This window comes from Streptomyces sp. NPDC041713 (genome assembly GCF_055591085.1).
This window is the reverse complement of record NZ_JBVIZY010000001.1, coordinates 990,818-1,005,611: the sequence shown is the minus strand read 5'-3', so window position 1 is coordinate 1,005,611 and position 14,794 is coordinate 990,818. Positions and strand designations below refer to the sequence as shown.

16 protein-coding genes are annotated in these 14,794 nt (G+C 74.0%); 2 read left to right on the top strand and 14 right to left on the bottom strand.

Features of this window, described 5'->3' with window-relative positions; genetic code table 11:
• Positions 1 to 137: 137 nt before the first annotated feature.
• The 3 genes from ACZ6CV_RS04425 to ACZ6CV_RS04415 form a co-directional block, all read right to left on the bottom strand.
• Positions 138 to 365 (bottom strand): CarD family transcriptional regulator, encoded by a 228-nt coding sequence (locus ACZ6CV_RS04425; RefSeq protein ID WP_355818053.1) that lies wholly within the window; start codon positions 363 to 365, stop codon positions 138 to 140.
• A gap of 188 nt (positions 366 to 553) precedes the next feature.
• A complete protein-coding gene (locus tag ACZ6CV_RS04420) occupies positions 554 to 2,137 on the bottom strand; it encodes a TROVE domain-containing protein (RefSeq protein ID WP_469249504.1) in 1,584 nt (527 codons plus the stop codon).
• Positions 2,138 to 2,415: 278 nt separating this feature from the next.
• On the bottom strand, positions 2,416 to 3,897 hold the full coding sequence (locus ACZ6CV_RS04415; RefSeq protein ID WP_469249503.1) for an alkaline phosphatase PhoX: 1,482 nt from the start codon (positions 3,895 to 3,897) through the stop codon (positions 2,416 to 2,418).
• A gap of 114 nt (positions 3,898 to 4,011) precedes the next feature.
• Here ACZ6CV_RS04415 and ACZ6CV_RS04410 point away from each other — a divergent pair, with 114 nt between their 5' ends.
• On the top strand, positions 4,012 to 4,791 hold the full coding sequence (locus tag ACZ6CV_RS04410) for an SDR family NAD(P)-dependent oxidoreductase (protein ID WP_469249502.1): 780 nt from the start codon (positions 4,012 to 4,014) through the stop codon (positions 4,789 to 4,791).
• 156 nt (positions 4,792 to 4,947) lie between these two features.
• Here ACZ6CV_RS04410 and ACZ6CV_RS04405 read toward each other — a convergent pair whose 3' ends face one another.
• The gene (locus tag ACZ6CV_RS04405) at positions 4,948 to 6,405 is read right to left on the bottom strand and encodes a hypothetical protein (RefSeq protein ID WP_469249501.1); all 1,458 of its coding nucleotides are present in this window, start codon (positions 6,403 to 6,405) and stop codon (positions 4,948 to 4,950) included.
• A gap of 237 nt (positions 6,406 to 6,642) precedes the next feature.
• Here ACZ6CV_RS04405 and ACZ6CV_RS04400 point away from each other — a divergent pair, with 237 nt between their 5' ends.
• Complete coding sequence (locus ACZ6CV_RS04400) at positions 6,643 to 8,496, top strand: endonuclease/exonuclease/phosphatase family protein (protein WP_469249500.1); 1,854 nt, start codon at positions 6,643 to 6,645, stop codon at positions 8,494 to 8,496.
• 45 nt (positions 8,497 to 8,541) lie between these two features.
• Here ACZ6CV_RS04400 and ACZ6CV_RS04395 read toward each other — a convergent pair whose 3' ends face one another.
• From ACZ6CV_RS04395 to ACZ6CV_RS04350, 10 genes are all read right to left on the bottom strand, one after another.
• Positions 8,542 to 9,504 (bottom strand): SRPBCC family protein, encoded by a 963-nt coding sequence (locus ACZ6CV_RS04395; protein ID WP_469249499.1) that lies wholly within the window; start codon positions 9,502 to 9,504, stop codon positions 8,542 to 8,544.
• Complete coding sequence (locus ACZ6CV_RS04390) at positions 9,501 to 9,659, bottom strand: hypothetical protein (protein WP_469249498.1); 159 nt, start codon at positions 9,657 to 9,659, stop codon at positions 9,501 to 9,503. Before ACZ6CV_RS04390 ends, ACZ6CV_RS04395 begins: the two co-directional genes overlap by 4 nt.
• 71 nt (positions 9,660 to 9,730) lie before the next feature.
• Positions 9,731 to 10,504 (bottom strand): antibiotic biosynthesis monooxygenase, encoded by a 774-nt coding sequence (locus ACZ6CV_RS04385; protein WP_469249497.1) that lies wholly within the window; start codon positions 10,502 to 10,504, stop codon positions 9,731 to 9,733.
• A 191-nt stretch (positions 10,505 to 10,695) separates the two neighbouring features.
• Positions 10,696 to 11,490, bottom strand: a complete 795-nt coding sequence (locus ACZ6CV_RS04380) for an SGNH/GDSL hydrolase family protein (protein ID WP_469249496.1) — start codon at positions 11,488 to 11,490, stop codon at positions 10,696 to 10,698.
• Between the two features lie 63 nt (positions 11,491 to 11,553).
• Positions 11,554 to 12,411, bottom strand: coding sequence for an SDR family NAD(P)-dependent oxidoreductase (locus ACZ6CV_RS04375; RefSeq protein ID WP_469249495.1), 858 nt, complete (start codon positions 12,409 to 12,411; stop codon positions 11,554 to 11,556).
• 94 nt (positions 12,412 to 12,505) lie between these two features.
• On the bottom strand, positions 12,506 to 12,772 hold the full coding sequence (locus tag ACZ6CV_RS04370; protein WP_355818029.1) for a DUF4235 domain-containing protein: 267 nt from the start codon (positions 12,770 to 12,772) through the stop codon (positions 12,506 to 12,508).
• Entirely contained in the window at positions 12,769 to 13,404 is a 636-nt protein-coding gene (locus ACZ6CV_RS04365; RefSeq protein WP_469249494.1) for a DUF3618 domain-containing protein, read from the bottom strand. Before ACZ6CV_RS04365 ends, ACZ6CV_RS04370 begins: the two co-directional genes overlap by 4 nt.
• The gene (locus tag ACZ6CV_RS04360) at positions 13,401 to 13,838 is read right to left on the bottom strand and encodes a phage holin family protein (RefSeq protein ID WP_388666752.1); all 438 of its coding nucleotides are present in this window, start codon (positions 13,836 to 13,838) and stop codon (positions 13,401 to 13,403) included. The genes ACZ6CV_RS04365 and ACZ6CV_RS04360 overlap by 4 nt, the downstream gene beginning before the upstream one ends.
• 51 nt (positions 13,839 to 13,889) lie before the next feature.
• On the bottom strand, positions 13,890 to 14,555 hold the full coding sequence (locus tag ACZ6CV_RS04355; RefSeq protein ID WP_469249493.1) for a hypothetical protein: 666 nt from the start codon (positions 14,553 to 14,555) through the stop codon (positions 13,890 to 13,892).
• The gene (locus ACZ6CV_RS04350) at positions 14,552 to 14,704 is read right to left on the bottom strand and encodes a hypothetical protein (protein ID WP_362376377.1); all 153 of its coding nucleotides are present in this window, start codon (positions 14,702 to 14,704) and stop codon (positions 14,552 to 14,554) included. Before ACZ6CV_RS04350 ends, ACZ6CV_RS04355 begins: the two co-directional genes overlap by 4 nt.
• Between the last annotated feature and the right edge of the window lie 90 nt (positions 14,705 to 14,794).

Here is a 14,794-nt window from a genome sequence, read left to right as displayed (position 1 = left end):
GATTTACGACGGGGGATGGGGATGAGAACGGTTGGGGGTCTGTTTCTGAAGGGGGGGGGGGGGGGGGGGGGGGGGCCGCCCCCCCTCTCCCCCCCCCCCCCCCCCCCTCCGTCGTGATCAGGGCTCTGCCGGAACGATCAGAGCTTGGACAGCTTCGGGTAAGGACTCAGGAACCGTCCCTGACGGCCCGCGAAGTCGATGACCACGGCGTCCTCTCCTTCGACGCCCACGATCCTCCCGAGGCCGTACTGGTCATGGGAGACCCGGTCACCCACCTCGAAGTGCTCCACGGGTGGGGCGGGCGGGGCGGGCACGTTGAAGGGACTGTTCGGCAGGTGGCGGCGCGAGCCGGGGGGCCTCGTCATGTTTGCAGTATGAGCCCCCGAGCGGTCGCGGCACCATGCTCCGTGCTCACACTGCCCTCACATCGGTATGGAACAGACACACAAGCCACGGGGAACGAGCCCCTCCCCAGCCGGTGAGCGAGCCCCTCCCCCGCGTCCGACACCGCCCGAACGGGGGATACCGGTCACCGCCCGGGCGGCCCGGTCCGTCAGGCCGCGAGCCAGGGCCAGACGGCGTTCCGCCCGGCCTCCAGGAGCTGCACCATCCGGAACGCGGAGTCCGAGAGCCCCCCGAAGACGTGCCGGTTGCCCGTGCCGGAGGCGGCGTGGCCCGCGCGGTGGCCCGCGAGGTTCCAGGTGTGGACGGGCACGTCCGCCGGGACCTGTTCGGTCGGGTCGCCGTGGTGGTTGTAGGTCGCCTGCTCGTCGGTGACGATCAGCACCCGGTCGTGCTTCCGGTAGAAGCGGCGCACCGCTGCGGTGGTGTTCGTGCCGCCGAGCCGGCCGAACCGGTCGAGGACCTTCAGGACGGATTCGCCTGCGCGGTACTTGACCCGCTCGCTGCCGGTGCCGAACTGGACCAGGTCCGCGTGGGCGGCCCGCATCGCGAGGGCCGTGCCGAAGGTCGCCGCGGCGTCGGCCCGGTTGAGCTGCGAGCGGTCCGACAGCGGCGACCACATCGAGCCGGAGCGGTCGACCATGATCAGCGTCCGGCCCGGCAGCGCGGGCACGTTCGCCAGCGAGTGGCCGAGCGCCTGCTCCAGCGGGTACGACCAGCGCAGCGACGGCGCGTGCTGGTACGCGGCGAGGTAGCGGAAGGGGAACTGCCGCGACCGTGCGACGGCGTCGGGGTCGGCGAGCCGGGCCGCGACGGTCGCCGCGACCTCGTCCGAGACGCCCGCCTCGTCGAAGTTGCGCAGGTTGCGGACGAGCGCCATGGCCCCCATCGACGGGATCACGGCCTCCCAGGCCGCCTTGTCCATGGGCCCCTGCAGCCAGCCCGCGAGCGCCTCCCAGGTGATGCCCGCGGCGGCGAGCCGTTCGGCGCCGCCCTCGGCGGTGACCACCGCGCGCCGCCGCGCGACGGGCAGCGCCATCAGCTCGCGGTGCGCGGCGAGCACGCGCGCGCCCTCGGGCGGCACGGCGGTCTCCGGGTGGTGGCGCCGGTCGAGCGCGTACCGGAAGAGGGGGCCCTGCCATGGCTTGTCCGGGTCGGGCGAGGCGTGCACCAGGTTGAGGATGTCGCCGAAGCGGTAGTTCTTGGCCGCGGTGTCGTACTTGAGCAGCGACTTCTCGTCGTAGAGCCGGCGCACGGCGTCCGCGACGCCCCGCTTGACGGGCTTGGGGAGGGCGCGGCCGTACGTCGACGTCCAGTACCCGAGGAGTTCGCCGGGCTCGTCGGGCCGGCGCAGCACGGAGGCGACGACCTGGCGGCCGGTGGGGCCGTCGGTGACGCCCGCGTCCAGGCGGGCCCGGACATACTCGGCGGCGCCGACGAGGGAGGCCGTCCGCAGGTTGCCCGCGCCGCGCAGCCAGCCGAGCAGGCCCGCGGTCCACGCGGGGTCCTCGACGGCGAGCCGGCGCACGAGTGCGGCGTACCGGTCGTCGCGGTGGTCGCCCGTCTCGTAGTGGGTCTGCTGGGAGACGAAGTTCGCCACGGCGAGCAGAAAGAGCTCGCCACGGGGGTCGCGGAGGTGTCCGTGACCGCCCTCGTACGTCCGCGTGGGACGGCCCGCCGACTTCACCGGCGAGGTGACGAGCGCCTTGACGGCCTTGGTGTTGAAACGCGCCATGGGAATTCTCCCGCATTCGTGTCGGCGGTACGGGGGGAGACAGACGGCAGGAGTGTGCCCGAGGTGGTGTCCGGAGATCAGTTCGGCGGAACCGACGATGGTGCTCTGCCATTGAGCTACACCGGCCTCTCGGCCGACGACGGGAATCGAACCCGCGGCCTCCCCATGATGAGTGGAAGTAAGTCCTGCCTTCGCACCCGGACGTGACTCACCTCAGGAGAGTGAACTCCCGGGGCGCCAAGGGTTTTTGCCGCCCGCCCCCACGGTCCCGTCCCGGCTCAGCCCCGTCGGCGGCGCCACGGCCCCGTGATCGCCAGCATGATGCCCGGCGTCTGGATGTTGGCGTAGAGCGTTCTGCCGTCCGGGGAGAACGTGACGCCGGTGAATTCGCTGTACTCGGGCTTCTCCTCGGTGCCCGCGTTGAGTTCGTTGCGGGCGATCGGATACGTGCGGCCGCTCTCCGTCGCGCCGAACAGGTGCTGGACGCCCTCGCCGTCCTCGGCGACGACCAGGCCGCCGTAGGGCGAGACGGTGATGTTGTCGGGGCCGTCGAAGGCGCCGTCCCTGCCCGGCTCGGGATTGACGCCGAACAGCACCTTCAGGGTGAGGGTGCGGCGGCCCGGGTGGTAGAACCACACCTGCCCGTCGTGCCGCACGGGGCTCTCGCCGCGGGCGAAGGACGAGACGATGTGGACACCGCCGTCGCCCCACCACATGCCCTCCAGCTTGCGGGCCCGCGTGATGTCGCCGTCGTCGAACTGCTCGCGCACCGGCACCGTGCGGGCGTCGCGGTCGGGCACCTCCACCCAGTCCACGCCGTACACCGTGCCGGTCCTCGTGGCGCGGGACAGGTCGTCGACGAACCGGCCGCCGGAGTCGTAGCACTTGGCGGCCTTGAGGACGCCCGCGTCGTCGGCGAGGCGGCGCAGCCTGCCGCGGCCGTGCTCGAAGCCGTGCGGCGGGGTCCAGCGGTAGAGCAGGCCGTTGGGTCCGGACGCGTCCTCGGTGAGGTAGAGGTGGCCGCGCCGGGGGTCGACGACGACGGCCTCGTGGGCGTAACGGCCCAGCGCCTTGACCGGCTTGGGGGCACGGTTGGCCCGCCGGTCCACGGGGTCGACCTCGAAGACGTAGCCGTGGTCCTTGGTCATGCCGTTCTGGCCGGCCTTGTCCTCGGTCTCCTCGCAGGTGAGCCAGGTGCCCCACGGGGTGGAGCCGCCCGCGCAGTTGGTGGCGGTGCCTGCGATGCCCACCCACTCGGCGACGTGCCCGTCGCGGCGGACCTCGACGACGGTGCATCCGCCGGACGCGGCGGGGTCGTAGACGAGGCCCTCGGTGAGCGGTACGGGGTGCGGCCACTTGCTCCGGGGGCCGCTCAGCTCGTGGTTGTTGACGAGGAGCGTCGTGCCGCGCGGGCCGCCGAAGGCCGCGGTGCCGTCGTGGTGGGACGGGGTGAACTCACCGGTCTCCAGGCGCGTCCTGCCGCTGTGCGTGAGGACGCGGTACGAGAATCCGGCGGGCAGCGCGAGCAGGCCCTCGGGGTCGGGGATCAGCGGGCCGTAGCCGGGGGCGTGACCCTGGCCGTGGCCGTGGTCCGGGGTGTGCCCCGCCTCTCGGGCGTCCGCCGGATCACCGGCCTCCTGGAGGTCCGTCGCGGCCAGCGCGCCGGGCGCGGTGGCGAGCGAGCCGACGGTGCCGGCCAGGGCGATGCCCGCGCCGGTGAGCGCGGAGCGTCTGGTGAAGTCCCTGCGGGTGGGCGACATGGTTCCTCCTGAGGCGCGGAACGGCTGTGCACGGCCGGGCTGCTGTCGGCGTCACCGTCCCGCTCGCGTATAAACGGCGGTTGAACACCGTCCGACGAATTGGGGCCGCCTTCCATGAACCTGCACGAGAAGCTGCCGGGCTCCGGCCGCCGCGTCCTGATCAGCGGGGCCTCCCGGGGTCTGGGCCGTGCCCTCGCCCGCGCCTTCGCCGACAACGGCGACCGGGTGGCCGTGCACTACGGCTCGCGCGAGGAGGAGGCGCGGGCGACGCTGTCCTCGCTGGCCGGCGAGGGGCACGTCCTGGTGGGCGGCGACCTGTCGGACGCGGCGGGCGCGGCGGACGTGGCGGAGCGGGCGGCCGACGGGCTCGGCGGCATCGACGTCCTGGTGAACAACGCCGCCGTGAACCTGCCGCACCCGCTCGCCGAGACGTCGTACGAGGAGTGGGCGGCCCTGTGGCAGCGGCACGTCTCCGTGAACCTGCTGGCCACGGCGCACCTCAGCCACCTCGCGGCCCGCCGCATGATCGACCGGGGCACGGGCGGCCGGATCGTGAACATCGGCTCGCGCGGCGCCTTCCGCGGCGAGCCGGACCACCCCGCGTACGGCGCGACGAAGGCGGCCGTGCACGCGCTCGGCCAGTCGCTCGCCGTGTCCCTCGCGCCGCACGGGATCGCGGTGGCGTCGGTGGCGCCCGGGTTCTTCGAGACGGAGCGGGTGGCGCACCGGCTGAGCGGGGCGGAGGGGGCGGCGATCCGTGCGCAGAGCCCGTTCGGGCGGGCGGGGACGGCCGAGGAGATCGCGGCGGCGGTGCTGTGGCTGGCGTCGCCGGCGGCCGAGTGGGCGTCGGGCACGGTGCTCGACCTGAACGGCGCGTCGCATCTGCGCACGTGAGCCCGGCCGCCGGGACAGAGGTCAAGACCTGAGACGGGGCGCCGGACGGGCCGAGGGAGAGGGCCCGTCCGGCGTTCGAGGACTGAGGGACTGAGGGGTCGAGGACTGGGGTCAAGGGGCACGAGGCCCCCTTACAGGCCCCTCTCAGGCCCCCCGTTACAGCCCCTGCTGCGACCTGGCCTTGAAGGCCGCCTTGCGGGCCTCCTTCGCCACCTTCTTGTCGGGGTGCAGGCGGCCCATCGCCTCCAGGACGTCCGCCGTGGCGGGGTGCTCGACCCGCCACGCCGTGGCGAAGAACCCGCTGTGCTGCTCCGCGAGGCCCTCGACCAGGCCCTGCAGCTCGTCCGAGTTGCCCTCGACGGCGAGCTGCGCGGCAAGCGTGTCGATGGTCAGCCAGAAGATCAGCGCCTCCGACGGCGCGGGCACGTCCGCGGCGCCGTGCTCGGCGAGCCACACCCGGGCGAGGCCGCCGAGCTCCGGGTCGTCGAGGACGGCGCGCAGCGCGGGCTCCGCCTCGTCGCCGACCAGGGAGAGCGCCTGCTGGCAGCGGAGCCTGCGCAGCGGCGCGCCCTCGTCGCCGCCGCGCGCGGCGGCCAGCAACTCACCGGCGGCGCCGAGCGGTTCGTGCCGGGTGAGCCACTGCTCGATCTCCGCCTGGGCGGCGGCCTGCGGGAAGCCGGAGGTGCCCTCCAGGAGCGCGTCGGCGCCCTTGTCCGCGAGGTCGCCGACGGCGGGCGCGTCGACGCCGGCCTCCAGCATGCGGGCGCGGATGCCGTACAGGCCGAGCGGGGTGAGGCGGACCATGCCGTAGCGGCTGACGTCCTCGTCGTCGAGCGGCGGGGGCTCCTCGGCGCTCTCGTCGTCGACATCGGCCATCAGCGCCTCATCGACCGGCTGGTACTCGACGAGGCCGAGCGGCTCGAAGAGCCGGAACTGGTCGTCGAGCTTCATCATCGCGTCCGACACCTGCTCCAGGACGTCGTCCGTGGGCTCGCCCATGTCGTCGGGGACGATCATCGAGGCGGCGAGCGCGGGCAGCGGCACCGGGCCCGCGCCGGCCGCGGCGTCGCCCACGGTGAGCAGGTAGAGGTTGCCGAGCACGCCGTCGAGGAAGTCCGCCTCGGCCTGCGGGTCCCAACCGAGCTCGTCGAAGTCGACTTCGCCGTTCTCCTCCAGGACGTCGAGGAGGTTCTCCATGTCGGGCACGGTGGCGTCCGCGTACACGGTGTCGAGGGCGCCGAGCCAGATGCCCAGGACGTCCTGCGGGCCGCCGGCGGAGAGCAGCGCGAGGTCCTCGCCCTGGGTGACGGTGCCCTCCGCGCCGTCTTCCTCGGCGTCCGTGACCTCGACGAGCCCGGTGTCCACCGCGACCCGCCAGGCCTCGCTCGCGTAGGCGACGGCGTCCGGGTCGTCCTGGGCGAGGCCCAGCTCGGCCGCGGCCGCCGGGAGCTGCGCGTCGACGAGCTCGCCGCCCGCGCCGACCCGGGTGTCGGGCCCCGCCCACCGGGCGAGCCGCACGGCGCGGGACAGCAGCGGCGTGGCGAGCGCGGCCCGCGCGAGATCCGCTTCGGAGTGCAGCAGCACCGGCGGCAGGGTGGCGGGACTTACGGACATCGGCTGGTTCTCCTCCGAAGGTGCGGGACGCCGAAGGTTCGGATCGGCAAGGCGCAAGCCTAGACGGATTTGGCAGCATGCGGCCCGGTTCATGTCCCTGTCAGGTTACGTACGGGTAATGCACCCCCGGAGAACCTTGACAACTCCCCTGGTCGCACAAGAGATTGACGCGCGTAGAGGCCCCACCCGGGCCCGTGCCGCCACTCCGCACCTCTCACCCTCATCCGGAGCTGACCGATGCCTCACATACCGTCGTCCCGCGCCACGAGATCCGCCGCCGTCGGGGCCGTCGTCGCCACCGCGCTCGCGGCGGGACTGCTCGTCGCCACCTCGCCCGCCGCCTCGGCCGACGTGGTCCGCATCCACGACATCCAGGGCGCCACCCGTGTCTCGCCGCTCGCGGGACAGCAGGTCACGGACGTCGCGGGGATCGTGACCGGCGTGCGCGGCTACGGCTCCAAGGGGTTCTGGATCCAGTCCGCCAAGGGCACGGCCGACGCCGACCCGGCCACCAGTGAGGCCGTCTTCGTCTTCACCGGCTCGGCGGCGCCCACCGTCGCGCCGGGGGACGCGGTCCGCGTCTCCGGGACGGTCGGGGAGTACGTGCCCGGGGGCGCAGGCTCCGGCAACCAGTCCCTCACCCAGATCACCAAGCCGACGGTGACCGTGGAGTCGTCCGGCAACGCGCTGCCCGCGCCGGTCACGCTCGACGCGAAGTCGGTGCCCGCCGCGTACACGCCGCGGGGCGACGCGGCGCAGGGCGGCAGCATCAACGGGCTGACGCTCAGGCCCCGTTCGTACGCCCTGGACCGGTACGAGTCCCTGGAGGGCATGAACGTACGGGTCGGCAGCTCGCGCGTGGTCGGTGCGACGGACGCGTACAACGAGCTCTGGGTGACGGTGAAGCCGCACGAGAACGCCGACCGGCGCGGCGGCACCGTCTACGGCTCCTACCGCGCGCAGAACGGCGGGCGGCTGCAGATCCAGCAGCTGGCGCCGGTCTCCCAGCAGCCCTTCCCCACGGCGAACGTGGGTGACATGCTGCGCGGCGGCGCCGAAGGGCCCCTGGACTTCAACCAGTTCGGCGGTTACACGCTGGTGGCGCGCGAGCTCGGCGACGTGGTCGACAAGGGGCTTCAGCGCGAGAGGACGCGGCGGCAGGGCAAGGGTGAGCTCGCCGTGGCCACGTACAACGTGGAGAACCTCGACCCGACCGACCCGCAGACCAAGTTCGACGCGCTCGCCGGGGCCGTGGTCTCCAACCTCTCCTCGCCCGACATCGTCGCCCTGGAGGAGATCCAGGACGACAACGGCGCGAAGAACGACGGCACGGTCTCCGCCGAGGCGACCCTGAAGAAGTTCACCGACGCGGTCGTCGCCGCGGGCGGCCCGCGCTACGCGTGGCGCTCCGTCGACCCGCAGAACAACAAGGACGGCGGCGAGCCGGGCGGCAACATCCGGCAGGTCTTCCTCTACAACCCCGAGCGGGTCTCCTTCACCGAGCGGGCGCCCGGCGACGCGACGACCCCCACCGAGGTGGTGCGCGCGGGGAAGCGGGCCGCGCTGAGCCACTCCCCCGGCCGGGTGGACCCGCTGAACGACGCGTGGGCGGACAGCCGCAAGCCGCTGGCCGGCGAGTTCGTCTTCCGCGGCCGCACCGTCTTCGTGATCGCCAACCACTTCGGCTCCAAGGGCGGCGACGAGGGTCTCACCTCGCACCACCAGCCGCCCGTGCGCTCGTCGGAGGCCAAGCGGCTGCGGCAGGCGCAGGCCGTGAACGGCTTCGTGAAGGACCTCCGCAAGGCCCAGCGGAACGCCGACGTCGTGGTCCTCGGCGACATCAACGACTACGAGTTCTCGGCGGCCACCAAGGCCCTGGAGGACGGCGGTGCGCTGCGCTCCGCGGTCCGTTCGCTGCCGCGCAGCGAGCGCTACTCGTACGTCTACCAGGGCAACTCCCAGGTCCTGGACCAGATCCTGACCAGCCCGGGGGTGGGCGACGACTTCCATTACGACAGCGTGCACATCAACGCGGAGTTCGCCCGGCAGAACAGCGACCACGACCCGCAGGTGCTGCGGTTCAAGCCCTGACGCGTGGCCCTGACGGCGTGGCCCTGACGGCGTGACGGGGCCGGATCAGCCGTAGAGGTGGTCGAGCCAGTCCTGCCAGGCCAGTTCGGTGCCCTTGGCGTTCGCGTGCGCGCCGAAGTCGTGGATGCTGATGCCGACGGGGGCGCCGAAGTGGTTGCGGCCGAAGAAGCGGTGCAGCGTCTCGTCCGTGCGCAGGCCGATGAAGTACCGGCTGCGGAAGTCGATCACCGCGTCCAGTTCGCCGCCGGGCGCCTGTGCGCGGACGCGGGCGCCGTCCGTGGCGTCGTCGGGCAGGCCGAGCGCGCGGGCGAGCCGGACGAAGGCGTCCGGGGCGCGGGAGGCGAGCGGGCCGTGCACGCCGGAGAAGGCGACGGGGCGGCCCGCGAAGTACGCCATGTACTGGCCGAGCGTGTGCAGATGGAAGTCGGTGTGCCGGGCGGCGCCGTCGTACCGGTCGTCCGCCGCGTCGGTGAAGATGCCGCCGCGCACATAGCGCAGCCAGGTGCGGCGCCCGCCGTCGCGGGGTTCGAGGGTCAGGTCGAGCTGGTTGAGGCTCTGGCCCGGCACCCGGTCCGGGTCCTCGACCCGGGCGCCGAGGTGGCGGGGCGGGTCCCAGCGGGTGACGGTGCCGCCGGAGGGGGCGGCACCGCCCTCGCGGGGCTCGTACTCCATGGGCCACAGCCAGCCCGCGGTGCCGGTGGTGAGGGCGGCCCACAGCTGGGCGGGTGAGCCCTCGACCTCCAGCTCCCGGACGATCTCGAACGCCTGGCCGGCCTCGTCGGCGGCACGGGTCTCGCCGGGGGCGCCGGGGCCGGTGGCTCCGGGGCCGGGGGCTCCAGGTCGGGCGGCTCCTGAGCCGGCGGGCTCGGCTCCGGTGGCGGGCCTGCCCCGGCCGGGCCTGCGCCTGCCGGGCCTCTCCGACCTCGTGAGCCTCTCCGACCTCGCGGGCCTCTCAGGCCTCCCGGACCTGCCCGTCCGTCCGTCGCCGGCCCCGTCCTCGCCGCTCATGAGGGTCCCCCGAGGGCGGTGGCGATGACGTACGACAGGGAGGACACCCGCATCAGCCGTTCGGTCACGCCACCCCTGCCCCTGGGCCGCTCGCCGGCGGGGGCGAGCGGGACCGCGTCGGCCGCCGGGCCCTCGATCACGGTGACGTCGCGCATGGTTCCACCGTCCCGCCGACGACAATCACTGTCCAGGCGGGCGGCGCGGCGGTCCCGGCGGTGGCCGAAAACTACGTATTGCTCGGTACGAAGCCGTACGTGAACCGGTACCGGGCCACCGCGTCATCGCGGACCACGCCGGGGAAGTCCCGTACCCGTCGCCACTGCGGTGTCGGTGAGCCGACGCCGTCGCCGGCCGCGGCGAGCGCGTCGACGTGGGCCTGCTCGCTCTCCCACTCGGCGTAGTTGACGACCCGCCGGCCGTCCGTGCTGACGTGGAAGTGCGCGGAGAGCAGGCCGGGGTGGCCGGCCGGGTCGGTGTCCAGGGCCTCGACCACACCGTCGACCCAGGCGCGCTGCCGGTCCGCGTCGGGCCCGTCGAAGTCGATCTGCACGATGACGACCGTGCCCGGCTCGCCCCCCTCGCGACCGCCACTGTCACCACGACGGTTGCCGGTCCAACTCCGGTATAGACGCGTCTTGTTCAGGCCGAGCCGCGCGATGTCCGGCACGGCCGCGTCGATGTCGGCGTTCCTGGCGTCCCTGCCGTTGCCGGCGTGCGCGAAGAACTCCTCGTAGGCGGCCTCGTCCCGCCACTGCGAGTGGTGCAGGACGGTCGAGCCGTCGGCGCCCGCGTACACCGCGTACGAGAGCAGCCCCTCGTGCGGCCAGGGGCGGCTTCCCCAGGCCGTGGCGATGGCGTCCAGGGTGGCCCGCTGCCGCTCGGGCGAGCCCGTGCTCCACGTACTGATGAAGGTGAGGCCGGCGTCGGGGCGGGCGGGACGGGGGTGGGTCCGGGTGGTGAGGGTTGTGGGGGCGGCGGGCGTGGCGGGGGTCGCGGGCATGGCGGGCCGTCCTTACGGGAGTTGTCGGCGCCGGTGCGGGGGCCGCTCCGGCGGTGTCAGGGACAACGCTCCAACTTCAACCACGGTTGAGGTCAACCCCGCACGGTCGACGTCATGCCCCCTCATCCACCACCCACCGCCTCATCCGCCACCCGCCCCCGCATCCGCATCCGCATCCACCGCCCGTCGCCTCACGCGCGGTCCCGCGCCACCACGGGCTCCAGCTCGGGGCGCTTCGCCTCCCGGCCGTCCCCCGACGAGCGCCCGCGGATCCTCCGCCACACCCAGGGCCCCATGAAGCCGGCGAACCACCGCGCCTCCGCCGTCGCCGCCCCCAGCACGGACACCGGGGCCGGCGGAGGCAGCGGGCTCAGCCAGTCGTCGCGCCCGATGACGCCGAGCGCGCCCGCCATGCCCGCCGCGATCCTGGCGTGGCCGAGCGGACTCGCGTGCAGCCGGTCGCCGCTCCACAGCCGCGGATCGGTGGTGAGGCGGTGCGGGAACGTGTCGAACACGGTCACCCCGTGCCGGTCGGCGGCCGCGCGGATGCGGGCGTTGAGGTCCAGGACGCGAGGCAGCGCGCGCCGCGCGAGCGGCGAGATGCGCCCGAGGTCCGGGAAGGTCACGGTCGCCACCTGGGCCCCGGCCGCGGTGAGTTCGGTGAACATCTCCTCGATGTCGGCGACGACGAGCCCCGCGTCGAACCCCGGCCGCACCAGGTCGTTCATCCCGGCCATGACCGTCACCAGATCCGGCTTCAGGGCGAGGGCGGGCCCCAGTTGCTCCGCCCTGATCCCCGCCGTGCGACGGCCGCGCACGGCGAGGTTGGCGTACATGAAGTCCGGGTGCCCGGCGGCGAGGATCTCGGCGAGCCGGTCGGCCCAGCCGCGGTGGCCGTGCGTGTCGTCGCCGTCCCCGAGCCCTTCCGTCTGACTGTCGCCGATGGCGACGTAGCGCGCGTACGAGTGGTGCGGTGTGCGGGTCATGGCCAGAGCTTGCTGCAGCGGCCCGTGGCCGTCAATGTGCGCCCGCCCGGTCCCCGTGCCTGCTCACAGCAGGTGGCCCCCGCCGTCCACCAGCAGCACTTCCCCGGTGATGTACGAGGAGTCGGTGAGGTCGGCCACCGCCTCGGCGATGTCCTCGGGGCGCCCCACCCGGCCCAGCGGGAGCCGGTCCGCCATCGCCGCCATGGACTCCTCGATGCCCTCGACGCCGTCGAACCAGGGGGTGTCGATCATGCCGGGCGCCACCGCGTTGACCCGCACCTCGGGGCCGAGCGTCTTGGCGAGCAGCTTGGTCATGTGGTTCACGGCGGCCTTGCTGACCGCGTACGGGATGGAGCTGCCGTTCGGCCGCACGCCCGCCTGCGAGGAGATGTTGACGATGCTGCCCGCGCCGCTCGCCCGCAGGTGCGGCACGGCCGCGGTGATGGTCTGCCACACGCCGATGACGTTGACGTCGTACAGCTCCCGCCACACCTCGGGGCGGGCGGCCGCGAGGTCGTCGTGGTCGATGAACCGGGTGGTCCCGGCGCAGTTGACCAGGATGTCCAGGCGTCCGTACGTGTCGACGGCGCTCTGCACGAGCCGTGTGGCGTCGGCCTCGTCGGCGACGCTCGCCCGCACGTAGACGGCGTCCGGCAGTTCGGCCGCCAGCTTCTCGCCGGCCGCCACCGACGTGGCGGAGTTGACCACCACGCGCACGCCGGCGGCGGCGAGACGGCGGGCGACGGCGGCGCCGATCCCGGAGGAGGAGCCGGTCACCAGGGCGACCCGCCGCTCCTCGGTCCGGCCGCCGCCGCGAATCGTGCGCGTGGCTGTGCCACCGCGGATCGTGTGCGTGGCGGTGGTGCCGCGGATCGTCCGCGTGGTGGTGCCGCCGGCGCTCTCGCCGTTGTTGTCGTTCATCGAGCCTCAAGCCTCTGTGTCGTCCGGCCTGTCGGCGCCCGCGTCGATCATGCCAGACGGCACCGGCGCAAGGCTCGGCGGACGACCCCGGAGGTCAGCCCGGCCAGCGGCCCGTCACGCGGCGTACGCCGATCGCGCCGCCGCGGTCCACCGCGGCCCTGACCACGGCGAAGATCGCGCCCTGCAGCGCCGCCGCGGCCAGGATCTCGCCCCAGCCGCGGTCCTCGTCGTGCGCGTCCGGCGCGTCGTCCTCGCCCGCCACCGCCTTCCAGGTGCGGTTGAAGACCGCACTCGCCGCCAGGCCGCCCAGCATGCCGAAGGCCATGCCGAGCGGCTTGTAGAGCACTTTGGACCCGCTCATCGGCGGCCCGCCCGCTTGCGGCGGCGCAGCATCGCGACGGCGAGCAGGACGCCCGCGCCCGCCGCGGCGAGCTTCCCCGGGTGCCGGCCGCCGGTCCGCACGACGCCGCTCGCGGCGGCCCGTACGGGCTCCGGCGTACCCTCCTGCACCCGGCGCGCGGCCTCGGCCACCTTCGCCTCGGCCTGGACCACGGCCGGGTGCTGTTCCGCGCGCGCCTTGCCGTCGAGCACGGCGCCCTTGGCGCGCCCGGCGCCCTCGATGGCCTTGCCCTTCGCGAGCGCCGCGCCTTCCACCGCCTTGCCCTTCGCGAGGGCCGCGCCCTCGACCGCCTTGCCCTTGGCGCGCGCGGCGCCCTCGGCCGTCGCACTCTTGGCCTGCCCGGCCTCGCCGGTGGCCTTGCCCTTGGCGCGCGCCGCCTGTTCCGTCACCTTGTCCTTCACCTGTGCCGCCGTCCCTTGTACTTGGTCCTTCACCGCCGCCGCCCGATTCCGGGCGCGGGCCTTCACATCCGCCTTCGCCGCCAGTTCCTCGACGGTCTCGCCGAGGCGGCCGCGGGTGTCCTCGATCTGCCGGCGCAGCTCGTCCGGCCCCTTCGCACCCGCGTTCTTCGGGTCCTTCGGAGCGTTCGTCATCGGTGGGCCCTTTCCTTGATCTCCTCGACATCCGCCTTGACGCTGTCCATCGCCTCCTGCGGCACGGGCGGTACGGCGCGGGCCAGTTGGCCGCGCCCCATCGCGCCGAGCACCCCGGCGACGACGAAGAGCACGCCGGTGACGATCAGGATGGCGGCCCATACGGGCAGCGCCAGGGAGAGAGCCGCGGCCGCCGTCGCCGACAGCGCCATGAGCCCGACGTACGAGACCGCGCCGGCCGCTCCGATGAGCCCACCGCCGCGTCCCGCGCGTTTGCCCTTCGCCGCCATCTCCTGGGCGGCGAGCCGCATTTCCTGGCGTACGAGTTCCGAAAGCTGCGCGGTGGCCTGCTCGACGAGCTCTCCCACCGAGTGCTGCGCGTGCTCGCTCGTCGGCTGCCCGCGCGTCGGCTGCTCGCCCATGGTCCCGGTCACAGTGTCGCCTCCCTTCCGGTCGGGAGGCCCGAGTACCCGGGCGGGGCGGTGCTATCCCCGCTGATCGCCGGTGAACCGCGCCAGTTCCTCCTGGAACCAGTCGAGCCGGGCCTGGAGCAGCGCCGCCTCGGCCATCAGTTCGGGCATGCCGAGCCCGGTTTCCGCGCCCTCGTACGAGGCCGGGGTGGCCGCGACGACCCGCAGCCCCTCCCCCGCGAGCCGGCCGAACTCCGCGACGGCCAGCGTCCGCCGCCCGCCCCGGCACCGCCCGCACACGGCCTCGACCACCCGCCACCCGGGCCTGCCCCACCCCGCGTCGGCGAGCAGCGGGGCCGGCGCGCCGCACGCACAGGGCGGCAGCGTCGCCGTGCGCACCCGCTGCCGCGCGTACCGGAAGCCGCGCTCGAAGCGGATGTACGCGCCGAGCACCGTCACCTCCAGGAGCGCCGCTCCGCGGTGTTCGGCCGTGCACAGCAGGGCCTCGGCGGTGGCGCGGTCGTGCACGCAGTGGAAGCCGCAGTCGCAGCGGCGGTGCGGGGCGCGGTGGCGTCTGCCGTAGACGCAGCGGGCCTCGTCGAGCACGCCGTACGGCAGCGCCCCGCCGAGGGAGACGCCGGTGAAGCCCGCCCGGGTGCCGTCGTGGGACAGCACCGGGCGGGCGATCTTGTAACCGGTGGGCGGCTCCGTCGGGCGTTCCTCGGGGAGCCGCAGCCTCATCGGGCGGCCGTGACCTCGGCCGGCCGGTCCTGAGCGGGACGCTCCGGCTCGGGGACGACCACGGGTGCCGCCTGCTCCGGTACCGGCTCTTCGTGGAGCGCGGGCCGCTCTTCGGCGATGCCGGTGGAGAGTGCCTTGCCGAGGTTCATGACGCCTCCTGGGGGCCGACTGTTTTGCCATGGTGCCCCAGACGGGGGCCAGTTGGCACCAGTGCGTCGGTCCCGCCCCGGGACACGTCC

Coding starts and splice junctions, on each gene's coding strand:
- ACZ6CV_RS04425 (WP_355818053.1), bottom strand. CDS start 365: ATGACGAGGCCCCCCGGCTCGCGCCGCCACCTGCCGAACAGTCCCTTC.
- ACZ6CV_RS04420 (WP_469249504.1), bottom strand. CDS start 2,137: ATGGCGCGTTTCAACACCAAGGCCGTCAAGGCGCTCGTCACCTCGCCG.
- ACZ6CV_RS04415 (WP_469249503.1), bottom strand. CDS start 3,897: ATGTCGCCCACCCGCAGGGACTTCACCAGACGCTCCGCGCTCACCGGC.
- ACZ6CV_RS04410 (WP_469249502.1), top strand. CDS start 4,012: ATGAACCTGCACGAGAAGCTGCCGGGCTCCGGCCGCCGCGTCCTGATC.
- ACZ6CV_RS04405 (WP_469249501.1), bottom strand. CDS start 6,405: ATGTCCGTAAGTCCCGCCACCCTGCCGCCGGTGCTGCTGCACTCCGAA.
- ACZ6CV_RS04400 (WP_469249500.1), top strand. CDS start 6,643: ATGCCTCACATACCGTCGTCCCGCGCCACGAGATCCGCCGCCGTCGGG.
- ACZ6CV_RS04395 (WP_469249499.1), bottom strand. CDS start 9,504: ATGAGCGGCGAGGACGGGGCCGGCGACGGACGGACGGGCAGGTCCGGG.
- ACZ6CV_RS04390 (WP_469249498.1), bottom strand. CDS start 9,659: ATGCGCGACGTCACCGTGATCGAGGGCCCGGCGGCCGACGCGGTCCCG.
- ACZ6CV_RS04385 (WP_469249497.1), bottom strand. CDS start 10,504: ATGCCCGCGACCCCCGCCACGCCCGCCGCCCCCACAACCCTCACCACC.
- ACZ6CV_RS04380 (WP_469249496.1), bottom strand. CDS start 11,490: ATGACCCGCACACCGCACCACTCGTACGCGCGCTACGTCGCCATCGGC.
- ACZ6CV_RS04375 (WP_469249495.1), bottom strand. CDS start 12,411: ATGAACGACAACAACGGCGAGAGCGCCGGCGGCACCACCACGCGGACG.
- ACZ6CV_RS04370 (WP_355818029.1), bottom strand. CDS start 12,772: ATGAGCGGGTCCAAAGTGCTCTACAAGCCGCTCGGCATGGCCTTCGGC.
- ACZ6CV_RS04365 (WP_469249494.1), bottom strand. CDS start 13,404: ATGACGAACGCTCCGAAGGACCCGAAGAACGCGGGTGCGAAGGGGCCG.
- ACZ6CV_RS04355 (WP_469249493.1), bottom strand. CDS start 14,555: ATGAGGCTGCGGCTCCCCGAGGAACGCCCGACGGAGCCGCCCACCGGT.
- ACZ6CV_RS04350 (WP_362376377.1), bottom strand. CDS start 14,704: ATGAACCTCGGCAAGGCACTCTCCACCGGCATCGCCGAAGAGCGGCCC.